At 59.8% G+C, this 18,252-nt stretch carries 19 protein-coding genes; 9 read left to right on the plus strand and 10 right to left on the minus strand.

Going from position 1 to position 18,252, the window contains the following annotated elements; all coding sequences use genetic code 11:
• Nucleotides 1-20: 20 nt before the first annotated feature.
• The 6 genes from DA915_RS12520 to DA915_RS12545 all read right to left on the minus strand — a co-directional run bounded on the left by DA915_RS12520 (nt 21) and on the right by DA915_RS12545 (nt 4,695).
• A complete protein-coding gene (locus DA915_RS12520; protein WP_107675966.1) occupies nt 21-611 on the minus strand; it encodes a malonic semialdehyde reductase in 591 nt (196 codons plus the stop codon).
• 16 nt (nt 612-627) lie between these two features.
• Entirely contained in the window at nt 628-1,419 is a 792-nt protein-coding gene (gene rutD / locus DA915_RS12525) for a pyrimidine utilization protein D (RefSeq protein ID WP_192886479.1), read from the minus strand.
• 15 nt (nt 1,420-1,434) lie between these two features.
• Nucleotides 1,435-1,821 (minus strand): pyrimidine utilization protein C, encoded by a 387-nt coding sequence (rutC, locus tag DA915_RS12530; RefSeq protein WP_107675967.1) that lies wholly within the window; start codon nt 1,819-1,821, stop codon nt 1,435-1,437.
• Between the two features lie 26 nt (nt 1,822-1,847).
• Complete coding sequence (gene rutB, locus DA915_RS12535; RefSeq protein ID WP_107675968.1) at nt 1,848-2,588, minus strand: pyrimidine utilization protein B; 741 nt, start codon at nt 2,586-2,588, stop codon at nt 1,848-1,850.
• Complete coding sequence (gene rutA, locus DA915_RS12540; protein ID WP_107675969.1) at nt 2,585-3,676, minus strand: pyrimidine utilization protein A; 1,092 nt, start codon at nt 3,674-3,676, stop codon at nt 2,585-2,587. The genes rutB and rutA overlap by 4 nt, the downstream gene beginning before the upstream one ends.
• 407 nt (nt 3,677-4,083) lie before the next feature.
• Entirely contained in the window at nt 4,084-4,695 is a 612-nt protein-coding gene (locus DA915_RS12545; RefSeq protein WP_107675970.1) for a biliverdin-producing heme oxygenase, read from the minus strand.
• A gap of 283 nt (nt 4,696-4,978) precedes the next feature.
• Here DA915_RS12545 and DA915_RS12550 point away from each other — a divergent pair, with 283 nt between their 5' ends.
• The 9 genes from DA915_RS12550 (at nt 4,979) to DA915_RS12590 (ending at nt 13,913) form a co-directional block, all read left to right on the plus strand.
• The gene (locus DA915_RS12550) at nt 4,979-5,863 is read left to right on the plus strand and encodes a dihydrodipicolinate synthase family protein (RefSeq protein ID WP_107675971.1); all 885 of its coding nucleotides are present in this window, start codon (nt 4,979-4,981) and stop codon (nt 5,861-5,863) included.
• 21 nt (nt 5,864-5,884) lie between these two features.
• Nucleotides 5,885-6,541, plus strand: coding sequence for a GntR family transcriptional regulator (locus DA915_RS12555; protein ID WP_107675972.1), 657 nt, complete (start codon nt 5,885-5,887; stop codon nt 6,539-6,541).
• Nucleotides 6,542-6,644: 103 nt separating this feature from the next.
• Nucleotides 6,645-7,976: an ABC transporter substrate-binding protein gene (locus DA915_RS12560; protein ID WP_107675973.1), complete on the plus strand. Its 1,332-nt coding sequence runs from the start codon at nt 6,645-6,647 to the stop codon at nt 7,974-7,976.
• Nucleotides 7,976-8,914 carry a carbohydrate ABC transporter permease gene (locus DA915_RS12565; protein WP_107675974.1) on the plus strand — a complete coding sequence of 313 codons (939 nt, stop codon included), beginning with the start codon at nt 7,976-7,978 and terminating at the stop codon, nt 8,912-8,914. Before DA915_RS12560 ends, DA915_RS12565 begins: the two co-directional genes overlap by 1 nt.
• Nucleotides 8,914-9,750 (plus strand): carbohydrate ABC transporter permease, encoded by an 837-nt coding sequence (locus DA915_RS12570; RefSeq protein ID WP_020810416.1) that lies wholly within the window; start codon nt 8,914-8,916, stop codon nt 9,748-9,750. The genes DA915_RS12565 and DA915_RS12570 overlap by 1 nt, the downstream gene beginning before the upstream one ends.
• Before the next feature lie 31 nt (nt 9,751-9,781).
• Nucleotides 9,782-10,840 carry an ABC transporter ATP-binding protein gene (locus tag DA915_RS12575; protein ID WP_107675975.1) on the plus strand — a complete coding sequence of 353 codons (1,059 nt, stop codon included), beginning with the start codon at nt 9,782-9,784 and terminating at the stop codon, nt 10,838-10,840.
• 21 nt (nt 10,841-10,861) lie between these two features.
• Entirely contained in the window at nt 10,862-11,824 is a 963-nt protein-coding gene (locus DA915_RS12580) for a sugar kinase (protein WP_107675976.1), read from the plus strand.
• A gap of 143 nt (nt 11,825-11,967) precedes the next feature.
• Nucleotides 11,968-13,026: a P1 family peptidase gene (locus DA915_RS12585; protein ID WP_107675977.1), complete on the plus strand. Its 1,059-nt coding sequence runs from the start codon at nt 11,968-11,970 to the stop codon at nt 13,024-13,026.
• Nucleotides 13,027-13,046: 20 nt separating this feature from the next.
• A complete protein-coding gene (locus tag DA915_RS12590) occupies nt 13,047-13,913 on the plus strand; it encodes a D-amino-acid transaminase (protein WP_107675978.1) in 867 nt (288 codons plus the stop codon).
• 65 nt (nt 13,914-13,978) lie between these two features.
• On the opposite strand, the gene DA915_RS12595 is transcribed toward DA915_RS12590, so the two are convergent.
• The 4 genes from DA915_RS12595 to DA915_RS12610 all read right to left on the minus strand — a co-directional run bounded on the left by DA915_RS12595 (nt 13,979) and on the right by DA915_RS12610 (nt 18,250).
• Complete coding sequence (locus tag DA915_RS12595) at nt 13,979-14,875, minus strand: LysR substrate-binding domain-containing protein (RefSeq protein ID WP_107675979.1); 897 nt, start codon at nt 14,873-14,875, stop codon at nt 13,979-13,981.
• Between the two features lie 128 nt (nt 14,876-15,003).
• A complete protein-coding gene (locus DA915_RS12600; protein WP_107675980.1) occupies nt 15,004-16,512 on the minus strand; it encodes a serine hydrolase in 1,509 nt (502 codons plus the stop codon).
• A gap of 170 nt (nt 16,513-16,682) precedes the next feature.
• On the minus strand, nt 16,683-17,423 hold the full coding sequence (locus DA915_RS12605) for an ABC transporter ATP-binding protein (RefSeq protein WP_107675981.1): 741 nt from the start codon (nt 17,421-17,423) through the stop codon (nt 16,683-16,685).
• Nucleotides 17,420-18,250, minus strand: a complete 831-nt coding sequence (locus tag DA915_RS12610) for an ABC transporter ATP-binding protein (RefSeq protein ID WP_087744954.1) — start codon at nt 18,248-18,250, stop codon at nt 17,420-17,422. The genes DA915_RS12605 and DA915_RS12610 overlap by 4 nt, the downstream gene beginning before the upstream one ends.
• Nucleotides 18,251-18,252: the final 2 nt, after the last annotated feature.

Raw genomic sequence — 18,252 nt, forward strand, 5'->3', positions numbered from 1 at the left:
CATCCTTCCTTAACAGCCCATCAAGCCAGTACACAGGCGTCTTCAAAGCCAAGGCGTGGCAGGCGGCCAAAGAGCTTGGACGGATCGCCGTAGCCGAGATTGATCAGGAAGTTGGACTTCCACGTCGTGCCCGCGAAAAACGCCGTATCCACCTTGCCTTTGTCAAAACCGGACATCGCCCCGGTATCCAGTCCCAACGAGCGGGCCGCAATAATGAGATAACCCGCCTGCAAAGTGGCATTGCGGAAGGCCGTTTCCTCGGCGACGGCCGGGCTGGAGGTAAACCACGAACGCGCGTCGGCATGTGGAAACAGCACCGGCAGTTTCTCGTAAAACTCGCGATCGATAGCAGCGATCACCGTCACCGGTGCAGCCATGGTCTTTTCGAGATTGCCCGAAGAAAGCGCGGGCCTCAGCTTTTCCTTGGCTTCCGGGCTGCGCACGAACACGAAACGCGCCGGCGAGCAATTGGCCGAGGTCGGCCCCATCTTCGTCAGATCGTAAAGTGCTCTCAGTGTCTCGTCGCCGACCGGCTTGTCAGCCCAGCCATTATGGGTGCGTGCCGCGGTGAAAAGTGCTGCAAGTGCCTTGTCGTCGAGTGCTGTCGTCATTGTCTTAAAAATCCTGTCAGAATGGCCGTGTTGCCGGCAGCAGAAACCGCAAAAGCCGCGCGTTGAAAAGGTCAGTCTCAGTGATATTGACCGCATGCGCCCCGAAATCGAGGAGGCAAAGTTCGCTTTGCGGCAAACCCTCAGCAAGACGTAGCGACCGGGTATAGGGCACCAGAAGATCGTCTTTCGTCGCCACCAACAGCACCGGATTGTCGATCTCGCCAAGACGGGTATCGATATCGAAGGCCCTGAGCGCCGCGATGCGCCGAAGCACATTCGCCCTGCCCTGAAAATGCGCGACACCATGCGCATCGTCGCGTGCCAGTCGCTCCTGATGGTCCGACATCCAGGCCGCCGGATAAAGAAACAATGGCTGTGCTTTCACAAAGGCCTCGACGCCGGATTTCTCCAGAAGCTCGATCCGCACATCAAAGCAGCGCCCGGAATGCGGATCGGCCTTGCTCCAGGCATTGATAAGAACCAGCCGGTCGATCAGATCAGGCTTGCGCAGCGCGATATCGAGGCCGATCAGACCGCCGAGCGCATGGCCCATGAAATGAAACTTTTCGAGCTTCAGAGCCGAGACGATGTCAAGCACATCATCCGCCATCGCCGATATACCGCCATCCGCCGGCACTTCGCCGCCGGTCCTGCCGGTTCCGCGATGGTCATAGGTGACGATCCGGAAATGATCGGAAAGAGCCTCGATCTGCGGCGTCCAATAGGTGCCCGACCCGCCCAGTCCCGATGACAGCAGGATAGTGGGCGCCTCAGGCTCGGCGCGGCCATGAACCTCGAAATGCATCATCTTGCCGTGTCGCCCCTATTTGCCGATATGGGCGACGGTGGCGATTTCCACCAGCGCGTCAGGCTTTACGAGGCCGCACTGGATGCAATAACGAGCCGGCTTGTCGCCGGGGAAATATTCGGCGTAGACAATGTTGACCGCCTGGTAATTTGCCCAATCGGTGATGAAGATGTGGTTCATCGTCACGTCTTCCATCGTGCCGCCGGCAGTCTCAATAACGGATTTGATGGTTTCGAGAACATGGCGTGTCTGCGCACTGGCATCGCCCACATGCACGACATTATTGTCCTTGTCGAAGGGCAGCGTGCCGGAAACGTAAACCACGCCATCGGCGAGGGTTCCCGGCGAAAAGGGAGCGATGGGTTTGCTGGTACCGGTAGGCACGACGATCTTTTTCGGCATTTCGTTCTCCTCTTTGTGTTTCTCAATCAATCAGTGACGGATGCGGCCTGCGAGATGACGCCGCAGAAATCATTGACGGTCGCCACCCAGCCGAAAAATTTCTCGACATTGTAGACCGTCGCCTGCTGGATATAGTCCGGGCCCAGATGATGCGTGGCATCCTCCAGCATCACCCCGAAATATTCGAGATGGAAAGCGTCGCGCAGCGAGCTTTCGACGCAGACATTGGTGGCGATGCCGACGAAGACCAGATTGCGGATGCCGCGGGCACGCAACAGGCTGTCCATATTGGTGTTGAAGAAACCGCTGTACCGCGTCTTCGGCACCAGAATATCGCCGGGCTGCGGCTGCAACTCGTCGACAATGGCGTAATCCCACGTTCCCTTGGCCAGAAGCTGGCCCTGCAATTCCGGCCTTTTGCGCATGGTTTTCAGCGCGTTGGACTTGTGCCAGTTGGGCGAACCCGGCCCGCCGGCCTCGACATAATCCTTGTCCCAGCCATTCTGGAAATAGATGACCTGAACGCCCGCCGCCCGCGCCGCATCCAGCGTCTTCTTGATGTTGGCGATAGTGCCCTTGGCCCCGGAAATGTCGAACCCGGCAAGGTCGACATAACCGCCCTCGGTCGAATAGGCGTTCTGCATATCGACCACGACAACGGCGGTCTCGCTGGGCTTCAGGGTAATCGGCTCGGGCCTTGCGGGAAGCGTCACGCTTTCCGAACGGCTTTCCGGTCCCTTGTAACCCGCCACGACGGCTTCGCTCATTCCGCAGCCTCCAGTTCGGCCAGAACATGCTTGCGGCTCTTCATCAGCGGCTGCACATATTTGCCGAATTTTTCGACGCCTTCGAGGAAGTCGTCAAAGGTCAGCATCACGCCGCCCGTTCCCGGCACCTCGCTCATTTCATCCAGCATGGCTGCCACTTCCTCATAGGAGCCGATCAGCGTTCCCATGTTGATGTTGACCGCCGAGACGGGATTGGACATGTGCCGAACATTGGTATCCGAGCCGGATTTGGTGTCGACAGAACTCTGCAGGCCGAGCCACTTGATCGCCTCCTCATCCGCGCCCGCCTTGTAGTGCTCCCACTTCGCCCAGGCATCCTCGGATTTTTCCTCGGCAAGGATCATGGTCAGCACGACGGATTTAACGTCGCGGCCGGTCTTTTCGGTTGCCGCCAGAAGTCGCTCATTGGTGGGCGCGAAGGCCTTCGGCGTGTTGACGCCAACGCCAAAGCAGAAGCTGTAATCGGCGAATTTGGCCGAAAACGCCATGCCGGAATTGGACGAACCGGCGCAGATGAGCTTCACGTCACCCTGCGGCACTGGCTTCATGCGGCAATCCTCCATCTGGAAGAACTTGCCCTTGTGGTCCGATTGCCCATCCGTCAACAGCTCTTTCAGGACGGTGGTGTATTCGCCGAGATATTCATAGCGGTCGCCGAAATAATCATCGCCCGGCCAAAGCCCCATCTGGCTGTATTCGGGACGCTGCCAGCCGGTAATCAGGTTGATGCCGAAGCGGCCGCCGGAAATCGAGTCGATCGTTGTCGCCATGCGGGCAACGATGGCCGGCGGCATGACCAACGTGGCGGCCGTGCCGAACAGCTTGATCTTGGAGGTGACGGCAGCGAGGCCCGCCATCAGCGTGAAGGATTCCAGATTATAGTCCCAGAATTCGGTCTTGCCGCCGAAGCCGCGCAGCTTGATCATCGAAAGCGCGAAGTCGAAACCGTATTTCTCCGCCTTCAGCGTGATCGCCTTGTTCAGGTCGAAGCTCGGCTTGTATTGCGGCGCGTTTTCGGAGAGGAGCCACCCATTGTTTCCGATCGGTATAAAAACACCAACTTCCATTTTGCTGTTCCCTTTTTGGCGTCAGGTGTCTCCTGACTTGACAAAAGAGTAGCAGGTTCTGTGCCAGACCAAATAAAATAATTTTATCAAATGGATAAAATTTTGGGACACATTGAGCCTTGACCAAAAGATAAAAAATTTATCATTTGGTTAAAATATTTGCCTGTTTATTCGGCAGTTATAAATAGAAAAAGGACGGCCCTCGAGCCGTCCCCAATATACGCGACGAAAAAGCTCCAACCTCTCCGCCGTCATCCTCGGGCTTGACCCGAGGATCCATAACCCACTGAAATCAATGGATCCTCGGGTCAAGCCCGAGGATGACGTCGAATGCTGATCGAGTTCTGTCGGCAAATTTCAGCTAACCTACCGGCCGCCATTTTCAATCACGGAGCTATGCCAAAACCTCAGACGAGACGCTGTTGCGCATAGGCATGAACCGCCCGAAAGGCAGCCTCGGCGCCCGCGACAACGCGCTCTTCCTCTTCAACCGTCAGCGAAATTTCATCGAGCGCGGCGGTGAAGGTGCGCCAGTGCAGGCCACGTCCTTCCGGAGCGCCGGCCAGATGGCGCGCGCCGAATTCTTCGCTGAGGCCAAGCTTCGCCGCATCTTTCAGGAGGAAAGCCGCACCGAGATTGGAACCTTCGACCACGTAAAGCCAGCCCATGGCCTCCGGCAGATCGAACGGCGTTTCGTCAGTAAAGCGTGGGGCTTCCGTTTCGGGAATAGCGTGACCGAGATCGGCAAGGTCCTGCTCGATCATGGAGAGACGGCGGCGGCCTTTGAGATCAGGCAGCAGGCCATCGAGCGTTGCGTTGGAGAAGAAGGCATCGAGGTCGCGATGGAAAAGATATTGCGTTTCCACGAATTTGCCGAAGTTCTCCCGGCTCTCGAACGGCTTGGCTGCCATGATGAAGGTATCGAGATCGCCATGCGCGCCGCGCGTCGCAGCCCTCAGGCGCTTCACTCGGCTCTGCTCGATCTCTTCCACAGGCGCTGACGGCTCCACAACGGTCATGACACTTCCCTTTATCCCACAAACAGATTGCCTGATAAAAATCTTTACTGAAACAGTCAAATTTTATTTTCGCATTTTTTTGGTGTTCCGCGGAAAAATGGCATCTGCGTAAACCGCCGCAAACATACCACGCCCCACCGGATGCAACACACCCCCTCAAGCAGCCTCCGGAACCAATCCGCCCACCATTCCAGCCTACCGAACAATCATCTTGTAATTACCGCTTTACAACTAACATGTCAGTATGCCATCAATCTGCAGCCATCTTGGAGGAGCATCTTAATTGACCCAGAAATTCGGCCTTTCGGCAGCCCTGACGACCCCTTTCAAAACTGACGGAACCGTCGATATCGAAGCCATGATCGCGCATGCCCGCCGCTGCCTTGCAAATGGCTGCGACAGCGTCACACTCTTCGGCACCACCGGCGAGGGATGCTCCGTCGGCAGCCGCGAACGGCAGGTCATTCTCTCCCGCTTCATCGAGGCAGGCATTGCGCCCTCCCGTCTGGTCACCGGCGTTCTGGTGGACTCCATCGAGGATGCGGCGGAACAATCGGCCGAGGCCCTGAAAGCAGGCGCCCGCAATATTCTTCTCGCCCCGCCCTCCTATTTCAAAAATGTCAGCGACGACGGCCTGTTTGCCTGGTTCTCGGCGGTTTTCGAAAAAATCGGCAAGGGCGCGCGCGACATTCTCGTCTACAACATCCCTTCCGTGACCATGGTGACACTGTCGGTCGAGCTGGTGGGTCGTCTCAAGAAGGCCTTCCCGGGGATTGTCACCGGTGTGAAGGATTCCTCCGGCAATTGGGCACATACCGAGCGTCTGCTGAAGGAGCACGGTGATCTCGCCATCCTGATCGGCGATGAGCGCGATCTCGCCAAGGGCGTTCGCCTCGGCGGTCAGGGCGCGATATCAGGCGTCGCCAATTTCCTCACGCAGGAAGTGCGCGCCATGGCCGTTGACGGCAAGGACGACCCACGCATCGTCGATCTTGTTGTGGAACTTCTGAAGTTTCCGGTTACGCCCGCCGTCAAGGTGCTGGTATCACACACGACAGGGGAAAATATCTGGTCTGACGTGCGCGCGCCGCTCGTCGCCATTTCACCGGAGGACCGGCGGCAGATCGAAGGCGCATTTGATGCGTTGTTTCGCAGGCGGGCCGCCTGAACAGACCTTGAAAGGTTGAGCATGGACGATACCGGCGAACAAACATTGCGGGAACGGGCGTATGAAAGCTTTACGCACCACCTTCTCTCGCGCGACGTTCGTCCGGGACAGTTCATCTCGCAACGCCGCCTCGTGGAATTGACCGGTTTGCCGCTAGGCGCGATCCGGGAAGCAATTCCACGGCTAGAGGCGGAAGGTCTGATCAAGACCGTGCCGCAGCGCGGGTTGCAGGTTGCCCATATCGACATCAACCTCATCCGCGAGGCGTTCCAGTTCCGTATCTTTCTCGAAAAGGAGGCCGTGGCGCTCTTTACCCGTTCGGCCTCGGAGGAGACCATCGCCAAGCTGTTGAAACAGCACCGCGATATTGCCGAAGCGGCTGAAAAAGGCGGTGAATCGCCGGAACTGGATCAGCACGCGCAGCAGGTGGACTGGGGCATGCACGACGCCTTTATCGATGCGCTCGGCAATTCGATCATCTCGAATGCCTACCGCGTCAATTCCATCAAGATGCGCCTCATCAATCAGGAGCGCTTTCGCATCGCCGGTCACGTCAAATCGGTGATGAAGGAACATCTCGCCATTCTCGAAGCCATCGAGAAGCGATCCGTCGAAGACGCCGTGGAGCGGCTCACCGCCCATATCCGCAACGCAAGGGACAGGGCGCTGGCGGTGTAGGGCAATTTCGGCAGGGACACAGAGGATCCTGCGCCGGAATTGCAAGAAAATAAGCAACAAGCCGGGGTGAGGAGAATTTCCGGCTAACTGGAGGAGAACTGACATGAAGCATTCATTGCTCAACCCCACGCGTCGCGCCTTTCTGGCAGGCACGGCGGCGCTTGGCGGCAGCGCGGCGCTCGGCATTCGCCCGGCATCGGCGGCGGTGAACTGGAAAAAACACGCCGGCACCACCCTTGAAGTCAACCTCGTCAAAAGCCCGCGCAGCGAAACGCTGATCAAATATCTCGGCGAATTTGAAGCGCTGACCGGCATCAAGGTCAATGCCGAAGCAACGCCGGAACAGCAGCAGCGCCAGAAGGTCGTGATCGAGCTTTCCTCCGGCAAGCCGAGCTTCGACGTTGTGCATCTGAGCTATCACGTTCAGAAGCGCCAGTTCGAAAAGGGCAAGTGGCTGGCCGATATCAGCGGCTTCCTGAAGGACCCGTCGCTGACCGATCCTTCGCTCGTCGAGAAGGATTTCGCCGAGGCCGGCATGCTGTTTGCCAAGGATAGCGACGGCGTGCTGCGCTCGCTGCCCTTCTCGGTGGATTACTGGATCGTCTACTGGAACAAGGAACTCTTCGAAGCCAAGGGCCTGAAATACCCCGAAACCTTCGAGGAACTGGTGACGGCGGCGGAAAAGATCACCGATCCCGCAACCAACACCTATGGTTTCGTCGCACGCGGCCTGAAGAACGCCAACACCCCGGTCTGGACCTCACTGATGCTGGGTTACGGCGCAAAGCCGATCAGCGCGGACGGAAAGATCGACACCGAATCCAAGGAAGCGGTCGAGGCAGCAAAACTCTATCAGCGCCTGATGACCAAAGCCGCCCCTCCCGGTGTCTCCGGCTTCAACTGGGCGGAAGCACAATCGGCCTTCCTGCAGGGCAAGATCGGCATGTGGTTTGACGGCGTTGGTTTTGCACCGCCGATCGAGAACCCGGAAAAGTCCCGCGTGGTCGGCAAGGTCGGTTACGGCGTCATGCCGAAGGGCCCGGCAACCCAGGCCGCCGGCACCTTCGGCGATGGTCTTGGCGTTGTCGAAGCCAGCAGCAAGAAGGAAGCCGCCTATCTCTTCTGCCAATGGGCGATCTCGCATGAAATGGGCGCGCGTCTCTTGCAGGCCGGTGCGGGCGTTCCGTTCCGCCAGTCCATCCTCGAAGACCAGAAGGTGCGCGAAGGCGTGAAGATGCCGGCCGCCTGGCTGGATGCGGTCGTCGGTTCCGGCAAGGTCTCGCAGCTTGCCCTGCCCGTCATCATTCCGGTGACGGAATTCCGCGATATCTACGGCGTCGGCCTCACCAACATGATCGGCGGCGCAGACCCGGCAGCCGAACTCAAGAAGGCGACGGAACAGTTCGCACCCGTTCTGGCGCGTAGCGAGGGATAATGGCCTCCGTGAGCATCGAAAACACCAAAACAGGCGTCAGTCGCAAGGAAGGGAGCAGGCCGGCAAGGCTTGCCCCCAACTACTGGCCCTTCGTCATACCGGCACTTGTCGTCATCTCGGCGGTGATCGTTTTTCCATGGGTCTTTACGCTATGGATGAGCGCGCATCGCTGGACGCTCGGACAGGAGCAGAGCTTTATCGGTTTCGAGAACTACATCCGGCTCGCAAGTGACGGACGCTTCTGGGAATCGCTCTGGCACACGCTCATCTATACCGTGCTGTCGGTCGCCGCCCCGCTGTTCCTCGGAACCTTGGCGGCGCTGGTTTTCGATGCGCAGTTTCCGCTGCGCGGTTTTTTGCGCGGCGTCTTCGTGATGCCGATGATGGCGACCCCGGTCGCCATCGCGCTCGTCTGGACCATGATGTTCCACCCGCAGCTCGGCGTCCTGAACTATCTCCTGTCCCTGATCGGCATCGGGCCGCTGGAATGGATTTACAACCAGTCCACCGTCATTCCCTCGCTGGTGCTGGTGGAAACCTGGCAATGGACGCCGCTCGTCATGTTGATCGTGCTCGGTGGTCTCGCCGCAGTACCCCGCGAACCCTATGAGAGCGCCGAAATCGACGGTGCCAACGCCTGGCAGAAGTTCCGTTACCTGACCATGCCGATGATCGCGCCGTTCCTGATGATCGCCGTCATCATCCGCTCCATCGATGCCGTCAAAAGCTTCGACATCATCTATGCGATGACGCAAGGCGGACCCGGCACGGCCTCGGAAACGATCAACATCTACCTCTACAATACGGCGTTTTCCTATTACGACATCGGTTACGGCTCGGCCATGGCCGTCGTCTTCTTCATCATCATCGTGGCGCTGTCCTTCGTACTTTTGATGGTGCGCCAGCGTGCGCAATGGAACGAGATGGAGGACCGCTGATGACCCGCCAATTGCTCAAACGTAAAACCCTCGACCGCATCGGCCTCTTCTTCGTGGCGCTGGTGATGATTTCGCCGGTCATCCTGTTCTTCATGTGGATGATCTCGCTGTCGCTGAAATACGAGATCGACAACGGCGCCTATCCGCCGATCCTCATCCCCGAACGTTTCGCCTGGTCGAACTATGTGAAAGTGTTCGAGGAAAATAATTTCTTCCTCTATTTCTGGAACTCGGTCCTCGTCACGGGTGCCGCCACCATTCTGGCGCTGGTGATCGGCGTGCCCGCCGGCTACGGTATCGCCCGGCTGAAGGCGGAAAAGTCCGCCGTCGTCATCATGATCGCCCGCATGACGCCCGGTCTCTCCTTCCTCATTCCGCTGTTCCTGCTGTTCCAATGGCTGAACCTGCTCGGCACGCTCTGGCCGCAGATCATCATCCATCTGGTGGTGACGGTGCCTATCGTGGTCTGGATCATGATCGGTTATTTCGAAACCACGCCGAAGGAACTGGAAGAAGCTGCAAGCATTGATGGCGCATCCTCCTGGCAGGTGTTCCGGCTGGTGGCGCTGCCGATTGCCAAGCCCGGCATCGTCGTCTCCTTTATCCTCGCGGTCATCTTCTCGTGGAACAACTTCGTCTTCGGCATCGTGCTGGCCAGCCGTGAAACGCGCACCCTGCCGGTGGCGGTCTACAACATGCTCTCCTTCGAACAGGTGAGCTGGGGACCGCTCGCCGCAGCCGCGTTGATCGTGACGCTACCGGTGCTGCTGCTCACCATGTTCGCACAGAAACAGATCGTGGCGGGCCTGACCGCCGGCGCCGTCAAGGGCGGCTGAACCAACCAATTAAAAATACGGGAACATCCACATGGCACCGGTCAATATCCAAAACGTCCAGAAGCGCTTCGGCGCGGTCAACATCATCCACGGCATCGATATCGATATCAAGGATGGCGAATTCGTCGTGCTGGTCGGCCCTTCCGGCTGCGGCAAATCCACCCTGCTGCGCATGATTGCGGGGCTTGAGGAAGTCAGCGACGGCGAAATCCACATCGGCGCGCGTGAGGTCAGCAACCTGCCCGCCCGCGACCGCGATATCGCCATGGTCTTCCAGAACTACGCCCTTTATCCGCACATGACGGTGAAGGACAATATGGGCTTCGCGCTGAAGCTGAAGAAGGTAAGCGCCGACGAAACCAAGGCCAAGGTCGACAAGGCCGCCGCCATTCTGGGGCTGGACAAGCTGCTCGACCGTTATCCGCGCCAGCTTTCCGGCGGCCAGCGCCAGCGTGTTGCCATGGGCCGCGCACTGGTGCGCGATCCGCAGGTCTTCCTGTTCGATGAGCCGCTTTCCAACCTCGACGCCAAGCTGCGTGTGCAGATGCGCGGCGAGATCAAGGCCATGCACCAGCGCATCGGCACCACCACCATCTATGTCACCCACGACCAGGTGGAAGCCATGACCATGGCCGACAAGATCGTCGTGCTGCATGACGGCGTGATCGAGCAGATCGGCGCACCGCTCGAGCTTTACGACCGCCCGGCCAACCTCTTCGTTGCCGGTTTCATCGGTTCGCCTGCGATGAACTTCATTCGTGGCCGGGTGGAAGAAGGCGTGTTCCGCACCGTGAAGGGTCTGAGCCTACCGCTACCCGCAAACGCCGACATCGCCGCACTGGGCGGCCGCGACCTCGTTTACGGCGTGCGCCCGGAACACATCCGCGCGGCAAGCGGCGGCATCGAAGGCCGGGTCGAGCTGGTCGAAGGCACGGGTTCGGAAATCTATGCCAAGCTGAACTGCAAGGGCGACGAGATCGCCTGCCTGTTCCGCGAGCGGCTGGATGTACGGTTTGGCGATGCGATCCATATCGCCATCGACCCGGAAATGGTGCATCTCTTCGACAAGGCAAGCGGCAAGCGCATCTGAGAACTGAGAAGGGTGACGGGCATGGAGAGCCAACACGAGAGCCGCAGGCATGTGCTGTGCGTGGGCGCTGCCGTGCTCGACACCCTGTTTCGCGTGCACGAGATGCCAAAGGGCGAAGGCAAGGTTCTGCCCTATGAGATGCTGCAGATCGCCGAGGGCATGGCGTCCAGCGCAGCCTATGCGGTGCATCGCATGGGCGGCCGCGCGAGCCTCTGGGGCGCTGTGGGTGACGACGAGACCGGTACCCGTATCCTGCGCGATCTCGCCGAAAGCGGCATCGACACCACAGGCATGACGGTCGCCGCCGGCGCACGCTCCGCACTCTCGACAATCATCATCGATGATCGCGGCGAGCGGCTGATCGTGCCTTTCTACGATCACAGGCTGCATGAGAAGAAGCGTTCCTGCACGAGCCAGGACCTCGCGCCTTTCGACGCCGTTCTGGTGGATGTGCGCTGGCCGGAACTGGCGCTCGATGTTCTTGATGTGGCGCGAGCACTCGGCAAACCCGCCATTCTCGATGGAGACGTCGCGCCGGTCGAAACGCTTGAGAAGCTTGCGCCTGCCGCAACCCATATCGTCTTTTCCGAACCAGCCGCCGCCCGGTTGACGGGACTTGAGACGGTAAAGGACATGCTGCCGGTACTGCACGCCCGCTATCCGCAGACCTTTATTGCCGTCACTGCCGGACCGGCGGGCTGCTACTGGACGGAAGCAGGCGACCCGACTGTCCATTTTCAGGAAACGATGCAGATCAAAGCGGTAGATACGCTGGCGGCAGGCGATATCTTCCACGGCACCTTTGCGCTGGCGATGGCCGAAGGCATGGAAAGCCGCGCCGCCATCCGGCTCTCCTCCGTTGCCGCTGCGCTCAAATGCACCGTCTTCGGCGGCCGCATCGGCGCACCCACACGCGAAGAGACCGAAGACGCGATGCGGCAATGGCGGGAGCGTGAACGGGGACCGGCGCTACGCGCCTCCTGAGCACATCCATTGCCCGCATAAAACTATTCCATTTTTGCGATGCCGTTTCCCGGCGAACTAGGCTAACGTCAAGTCAGAGCAAAGCTTTTCGCAAGCAGCGCTTGTTCCACCTTAAGCCTGCATTCCGCAAAAGTGATCGCCCGATGCATCAGACGACCCGCCCGAGACTGCGCGATATCGGCTTGCCGCCCGGCCATTTCGAGACCGGCCCGCTCAATGCCATCACCGATGTTGAAGGCGTGATCATCGGCCATTCGACCGTGATTGAAGGCGACACGATCCGCACCGGCGCAACCGCGATCCTGCCGCATGGCGGCAATCTTTTTCAGGACAAGGTGCCCGCCGCCTTCGCCGTCTATAATGGTTTCGGCAAGTTTGCAGGCTCGACCCAGATCGAGGAACTCGGCGAACTCGAAACGCCTGTCATCCTCACCAATACGCTTGCCACCGGCCGGGCAATCGAGGCGATCAACCGCCACACACTGGCGCAGCCGGGTAACGAAAAAGTGGTGTCGATCAACGCGGTCGTCGGAGAGACCAACGATTCCCGCCTCAATGACATCCGCGCTGGACGCCCGACCGTCGAGGAAATTACGGCGGCGCTGAAAAACGCTGCCACAGGCCCGGTGGCCGAGGGCGGCGTTGGAGCCGGAACCGGCACGGTGGCTTTCGGCATGAAGGGCGGCATCGGAACTGCATCCCGCATCGTCACCGTCGCGGGGGAGGCCTATACGCTCGGCGTTCTCGTACAGTCCAATTACGGCGGCCATCTGCTGGTCTGCGGCAAGCCCTATGTCAGCCCTGATCATAAAGACAAGGATGGCTCCATCGTCATCATCGTCGCAACCGATGCGCCGCTCTCTTCCCGCAATCTGAAGCGCCTGGCCGCCAGAAGCTTTGGTGGGCTGGCCCGCACGGGCGCAGCACTGAGCAATGGATCTGGCGATTACGCGCTGGCATTTTCCACCAACGAGCGCCTTCGCCGCACGCCTGCACGCCGCAAGGCTGTCACAGACTATCCCGAGCTTTCCAACGATGCGATCTCGCCGCTCTTCGAAGCCGCAATAGAGGCAACCGAGGAGGCGATCCTCAACTCGCTCTGCACGGCCACAACGACATCAGGTTTTAATGCCGGCACCGGCAAGGCCTCCACGGTCGAAGCCATTTCCATCGACGCCCTTAAAACCCTTCTTTCAGCCTGACTTTTCCAGACGGAGTTTTCATGACTAGCCCATCCGGTCGCATTGTTTACGTCAACGGCGAATTCCTGCCCGAGGCAGACGCCCGCCTTTCCATCTTCGACCGCGGTTTCCTGTTCGGCGACGGCATTTATGAAGTCACCTCCGTTCTGGAAGGCAAGCTGATCGACAGCGACCTGCACATGGCCCGGCTGGAACGCAGCGCTCGCGAAATCGACGTGGCCCTGCCGGTCACGACGAAAGAGATCGTCGAGGCCGAACGCCGCCTGATCGCTGACAACAACCTCGTTGAAGGCATGATCTACCTGCAGCTGACGCGTGGCGCCGAAGACCGCAACTTCCTGTTCTCCGCTGATCTGAAGCCAACGCTTGTCATGTTCACCCAGGCGAAAAAGCTGATCGGCACCCCGGTCGAAGAGGTCGGCCTTGCGGTCAAATCCGTTCCCGACCAGCGCTGGGAACGCCGCGACATCAAGACCGTCTGCCTGCTGCCGCAGGTCATGGCAAAACGCATCGCCAAGGCCGAAGGCTGTGACGAGGCGTGGATGATCGAGGATGGTTTCGTGACCGAAGGCGCGTCCTCGACTGCTTACATCGTCACCGCCGATAAAAAGATCATCACCCGTGGCAACAGCAACAAGACCCTGCCCGGCTGCACCCGCCTCGCCGCCCTGCAACTGGCCAAGGAAGCCGGCTTCACGCTGGAAGAACGGCCTTTCACGCTGGAAGAAGCGCTTGACGCAGACGAGGCCTGCCTGACCAGCGCCTCCAACTTCGTGGTTTCCGTGACGAAGATCGACGGCAAGCCGGTGGGTGACGGCAAGCCCGGCCCGATGGTGAGCCGCCTGCGCACGCTCTACCTCGAAAACGCCCGCCGCACGGCGATCTGATCAAAAGCGTTTTGTTTGTCGCATTTCCGGACGGAAAACCGGGGTCCACTTTTCCTGGAAATGCTCTAACCCTCGAGAACCGCCCATATGCGCTCGACAACGGGCCGGCGGTTCTCCTTCGATCGATAGAGCCTGATATCGACCGCAATATCGAAGGTGGGATCGGCAGCGCGCACCAGCGCGCCGCCATCCAGCTCGTGTCGCATCAGGCTTTCCGGCACCCAGGCGACACCCCAGCCGGCCATCGCCATGGCTTTCAGCCCCACCGACATGCTGCCTTCATGCACCCGCTCGAATTGCGGCAGGCGCGCGCTCAGGAGATCGCGCAGCAAAGGCCCGAAGAACGAGGCCTTTTCATAATCGAGATAGGCGAAGGGTTTTCGCGCATTTTCCACCAGCGCATGCAACGGCGAACCATCTTTCGCCGGCGCGGAAACGGGAATGATGTTTTCCGCGCCGAGCACGCGGAACTCGAAGGTCTGCGCATCAAGCAGCATCGGCACTTCGGGATGGGCATAGGTCAGAAGAAAATCGCTTTGCCCGTCCACCAGCGAATTGAGGTTTTCCTCCATGCTGCCGGAATCGGGGCGCAATACTGAAAATAGCGGCCCGGCCGTCTCGTTCACCCGTTTCAGCCAGTCGGGAAAGAAGGTGAAGGACAGGGTATGCAGGGCCGTCAGCCGAACAGTCCTGGCATCGGCCCCTTCTTCCTGCAGCAGGGTGCGCCGCGCATGATAAAGCTGCTTCAGCGTTTCCTGCGCCACCGGCACGAACTTCACGCCCGCCTCGGTCAGCCGCGACGGATAGGAGGCGCGATCGACCAACGTCGCGCCTACCCAGGCTTCAAGCTGCTTGATACGCCGGCTGAAGGCGGATTGCGTGACATGCCGCTCCTCCGCCGCTTTCGAGAAATTGAGCGTTCCGGCCAGCGCCAGGAAATCCTCGAGCCATTTGACTTCCACGGCTCACACTCCCAACAAAAATATCTTTCCGGTTATTCAGAAGCGTCTTTATTAGGTGCAATGAGGCGTGAATGAAACCCTCTTGTAAGGCGCGGGGCTGCGGCCAATCGCCGGATCGGCCTGACGACCTAGCGGCTTCGATAATATTCGATCATCCGCGCCCGACTGGAGACCAGCTCGATCCGGTCATCGCCCAGCCGGTTGAGGCAGACGCGCTTCGTCCAGGGGCCATCTGTGAGCGTGAAGAGAAAACGGCCGTTACCGAGCGCCTTCAGGGCCATACTGCGGCGGGTCGGACCGATGCCCATCGTCAGCGACGAACCGCTGATCGAAAATTCTGCCCCCTCATCCGAACGCCACGTTCCCGAAAGATCATCCGGCACGGCATGATCGGCGACAGGCAGGAAGCAGCGGGCGGCGTGACCGGCCTCGCCGACAATGGCATCGCCCTCAAGCCTGAGACGCATCGGAGAGGATGCGGAGCGGGAAGAGACCCAGCCATCGGCATCTTCATAAAGCGTGTCGTCGCCATCGATGAAAGTGGAGGTGCTGCCCTTGATCTCCAGCCACCACGGTCCGCTTTCGGTCACGTAAAGACCATCAGGCAGGCTGGCGGGCTTGGGCAGCGGCAGACCGGTCAAAGCCGCCATGCTTTCCAGCGCGATCTTGAAGCCGTTGGTATCCTCGCGGTTGGATACCACGACGAAGCCGGTGCCGTTTTCGGGATCGAGCAGGAAGTAAGTCTTGTAGCCGGGATGCGAACCGCCATGACCGACGAAACGCGTATCCCCCAGATGCGACCAGCGCAGGCCGAGGCCATATTCGCTCATCCGCCCGTCGGCAAGTGGCCGCTCAGCCGAAAGCCTGTCAAGAACACCCGCAAAACTGCCCTCGCGCCGCATCAGCCCCTGCAGCCAGCGGGTCAGCGCTTCGGCACTGCCGGCAAGACTGCCGGAAGCGGAGATATGCAGACCGGCCGCCGAAAGCTGCCAATTGTCTTCCGACTTCCAGTAACCCGGCACAAGGCCGTCGACCGGATCGTTCCAGACATTCGGCGCCTTCAGGAACACGCCGAACGGACCGGCAATTTGCTCCTGCACGAAATCGTCAAAACGGAAACCGCGACGCTCCAGCGCCGCTTCCACCAGACGATAACCGGTATTGGAATAGGACACCTCACTGCCGGCATCGAAATTCAGTCGGGTCAGCCGGGACAGATAGTCGAGAAGCGGTCCGGCCTTCGTTTCGGTGTAAACGGAAAGGCCAAGCAGCGAGAGGCATTCCCGCGTATCCGGCAGGCCGCCGCTCATATCCAGCGCCTGCCCGACCGTCACCTCGCGGAGCGGCGATTGCAGCTCCGACAGATGCTTGCCGAGTGGATCGTCAAGACCGATCAGATCGGCATGGGCAAGCACCATGGCGCAGAAGGCATGTTTAGTGACGGAGGCATAACGCACCACGCTTTTCGGCGTGAAGGGTGCAAAGGTCGAGAGGCTCTCGACGCCGCCCGCATGGGCGAAACGAATGCCATCGAGATCGAAACCGATGACCGCCCCGCCCGGCTCGTTGCCCGCCCATTGCGAGACAAAGCTCTCGGCAAGCGTTGAAGCGGCGTTCCAGTCGAGTTGCTGTGACATTGTTCGGTCTCTTGTGTCTTCATTGAAAGCCGGACGGACATAGGAACCGACACGGCATATTCGGGCTTGACCCGAGGATCCACCTCTCACGGGTGCATGAATCCTCGCTTCAGGGGCGAGGATGACGGAGGAAAGCTTGTGCTGCCTCTCCATCATCCCCAAGACCTATCTCAGGCCGGCTCTTCCAGCCGGATGCTCAGGCTGCGCAGCTCTTCCGTATGCGGATGTTTGATGCGGCCCTCGCGCAGATCACCGGCGCTCAGCTGTTCAACCATGTCGCCATTCAGCATCACGCCCACCTGCGGGCAAAGATGCGCAATGACCGCGAGATTGTGGCTGACGAGGATATAGGTGAGATTGCGCGCCGCACGCAAATCCTGCAACAGGTTCAGGATTTCCGCCTGCACCGAAACGTCGAGCGCTGAAGTCGGCTCATCGAGCAGCAGAACCTCAGGATCGGCGATCAGGGCGCGTGCGATGGCGACACGCTGGCGCTGGCCGCCGGAGAGCTGATGCGGAAAACGGAAACGCACCGCCTGCGGCAGGGCCACGTCAGACAAAGCCTGCTGGATGCGTTTTTCGATATTGTCCATGCCGTGAACCAGCGGCAACTCGCTGAGAATACGGTCGATGGTCTGGCGCGGATGCAGCGAGCCATAGGGGTCCTGAAACACCATCTGCACCTGCCGGAAGAATTCCGGCGTGCGCTTCAGCGGTGCATCCTTGCCGGCAAAGGCGATGCGGCCTTCCCAGCTTTCGTTGAGACCGGCCATGGCGCGCAGGATGGTGGACTTGCCCGAGCCGCTTTCGCCGACGATGCCGAAGCTGCCGCCCTTTTCAACAGAAAAGGACACGCCCTTCACCACTTCACGGTCGCCGAACTTTATACGGAGGTTGTCGACGTCGATCATTGGCTGGACCACGCTGCATCACGGTTGAGAACGGGAAGACGCTCGCGCGGATGCGTCAGCGAGGGGATGCAGTTCAGGAGACCCTTGGTGTAAGGATGCTGGGCTTTCAGGAGTTCGGAAGCCTTCAGCTCCTCCATCACCCGGCCGGAATACATCACCGCGACGCGGTCGCAGAAATGCGAGACGAGCGGAAGATCGTGGCTGATGAGGATGAGGCCCATGCCGCGTTCCGACACCAGCTCCTCGATCAGCCGCAGGATTTCCGCCTGCACCGTGGCGTCGAGAGCGCTGGTCGGTTCGTCGGCGATCAGAAGCTCGGGATCGGGCGCCAGCATCATGGCGATCATCACGCGCTGGCCCATGCCGCCGGAAACCTCATGCGCGTAGGACGAGGCGACCTGACGCGGATTGCGAATCTTTACCTGATCGAGCAGGGCGATTGCCGCTTCCATGGCCGCACGCTTGCTGCCGCCCTTGTGGGCGCGCCAGGCTTCCGCGATCTGTGCACCCATGGTCTTGACCGGGTTCAGCGAATATTTCGGATCCTGAAGGATAAAACCCGCCCGCTTGCCACGGATCTGGCGCATCTGCCTTTCGCTGGCGGAGAGCACATCGATACCGTCGAAGGAGAGCTTGTCGGCCCTGATATCGGCATTGGAGGGCAGAAGCTTCATCAGCGCGCGCGCCGTGAGGCTCTTGCCGGAACCGGATTCACCGACGATGCCGAGCTTTTCTGTGCCGAGCTTCATCGACACACCACGCACCGCCTCGAAACGGCTGGTACGGGTCTGGAATGCGATCTTCAGATTTTCGATTTCGACCAGCATGG

The sequence above is a fragment of the Agrobacterium sp. LAD9 genome (assembly GCF_003031125.1).
Lineage (GTDB): Bacteria > Pseudomonadota > Alphaproteobacteria > Rhizobiales > Rhizobiaceae > Agrobacterium > Agrobacterium radiobacter.

Coding starts and splice junctions, on each gene's coding strand:
- DA915_RS12520 (WP_107675966.1), bottom strand. CDS start 611: ATGACGACAGCACTCGACGACAAGGCACTTGCAGCACTTTTCACCGCG.
- rutD (WP_192886479.1), bottom strand. CDS start 1,419: ATGATGCATTTCGAGGTTCATGGCCGCGCCGAGCCTGAGGCGCCCACT.
- rutC (WP_107675967.1), bottom strand. CDS start 1,821: ATGCCGAAAAAGATCGTCGTGCCTACCGGTACCAGCAAACCCATCGCT.
- rutB (WP_107675968.1), bottom strand. CDS start 2,588: ATGAGCGAAGCCGTCGTGGCGGGTTACAAGGGACCGGAAAGCCGTTCG.
- rutA (WP_107675969.1), bottom strand. CDS start 3,676: ATGGAAGTTGGTGTTTTTATACCGATCGGAAACAATGGGTGGCTCCTC.
- DA915_RS12545 (WP_107675970.1), bottom strand. CDS start 4,695: ATGACCGTTGTGGAGCCGTCAGCGCCTGTGGAAGAGATCGAGCAGAGC.
- DA915_RS12555 (WP_107675972.1), top strand. CDS start 5,885: ATGGACGATACCGGCGAACAAACATTGCGGGAACGGGCGTATGAAAGC.
- DA915_RS12560 (WP_107675973.1), top strand. CDS start 6,645: ATGAAGCATTCATTGCTCAACCCCACGCGTCGCGCCTTTCTGGCAGGC.
- DA915_RS12565 (WP_107675974.1), top strand. CDS start 7,976: ATGGCCTCCGTGAGCATCGAAAACACCAAAACAGGCGTCAGTCGCAAG.
- DA915_RS12570 (WP_020810416.1), top strand. CDS start 8,914: ATGACCCGCCAATTGCTCAAACGTAAAACCCTCGACCGCATCGGCCTC.
- DA915_RS12575 (WP_107675975.1), top strand. CDS start 9,782: ATGGCACCGGTCAATATCCAAAACGTCCAGAAGCGCTTCGGCGCGGTC.
- DA915_RS12580 (WP_107675976.1), top strand. CDS start 10,862: ATGGAGAGCCAACACGAGAGCCGCAGGCATGTGCTGTGCGTGGGCGCT.
- DA915_RS12585 (WP_107675977.1), top strand. CDS start 11,968: ATGCATCAGACGACCCGCCCGAGACTGCGCGATATCGGCTTGCCGCCC.
- DA915_RS12590 (WP_107675978.1), top strand. CDS start 13,047: ATGACTAGCCCATCCGGTCGCATTGTTTACGTCAACGGCGAATTCCTG.
- DA915_RS12600 (WP_107675980.1), bottom strand. CDS start 16,512: ATGTCACAGCAACTCGACTGGAACGCCGCTTCAACGCTTGCCGAGAGC.
- DA915_RS12605 (WP_107675981.1), bottom strand. CDS start 17,423: ATGATCGACGTCGACAACCTCCGTATAAAGTTCGGCGACCGTGAAGTG.
- DA915_RS12610 (WP_087744954.1), bottom strand. CDS start 18,250: ATGCTGGTCGAAATCGAAAATCTGAAGATCGCATTCCAGACCCGTACC.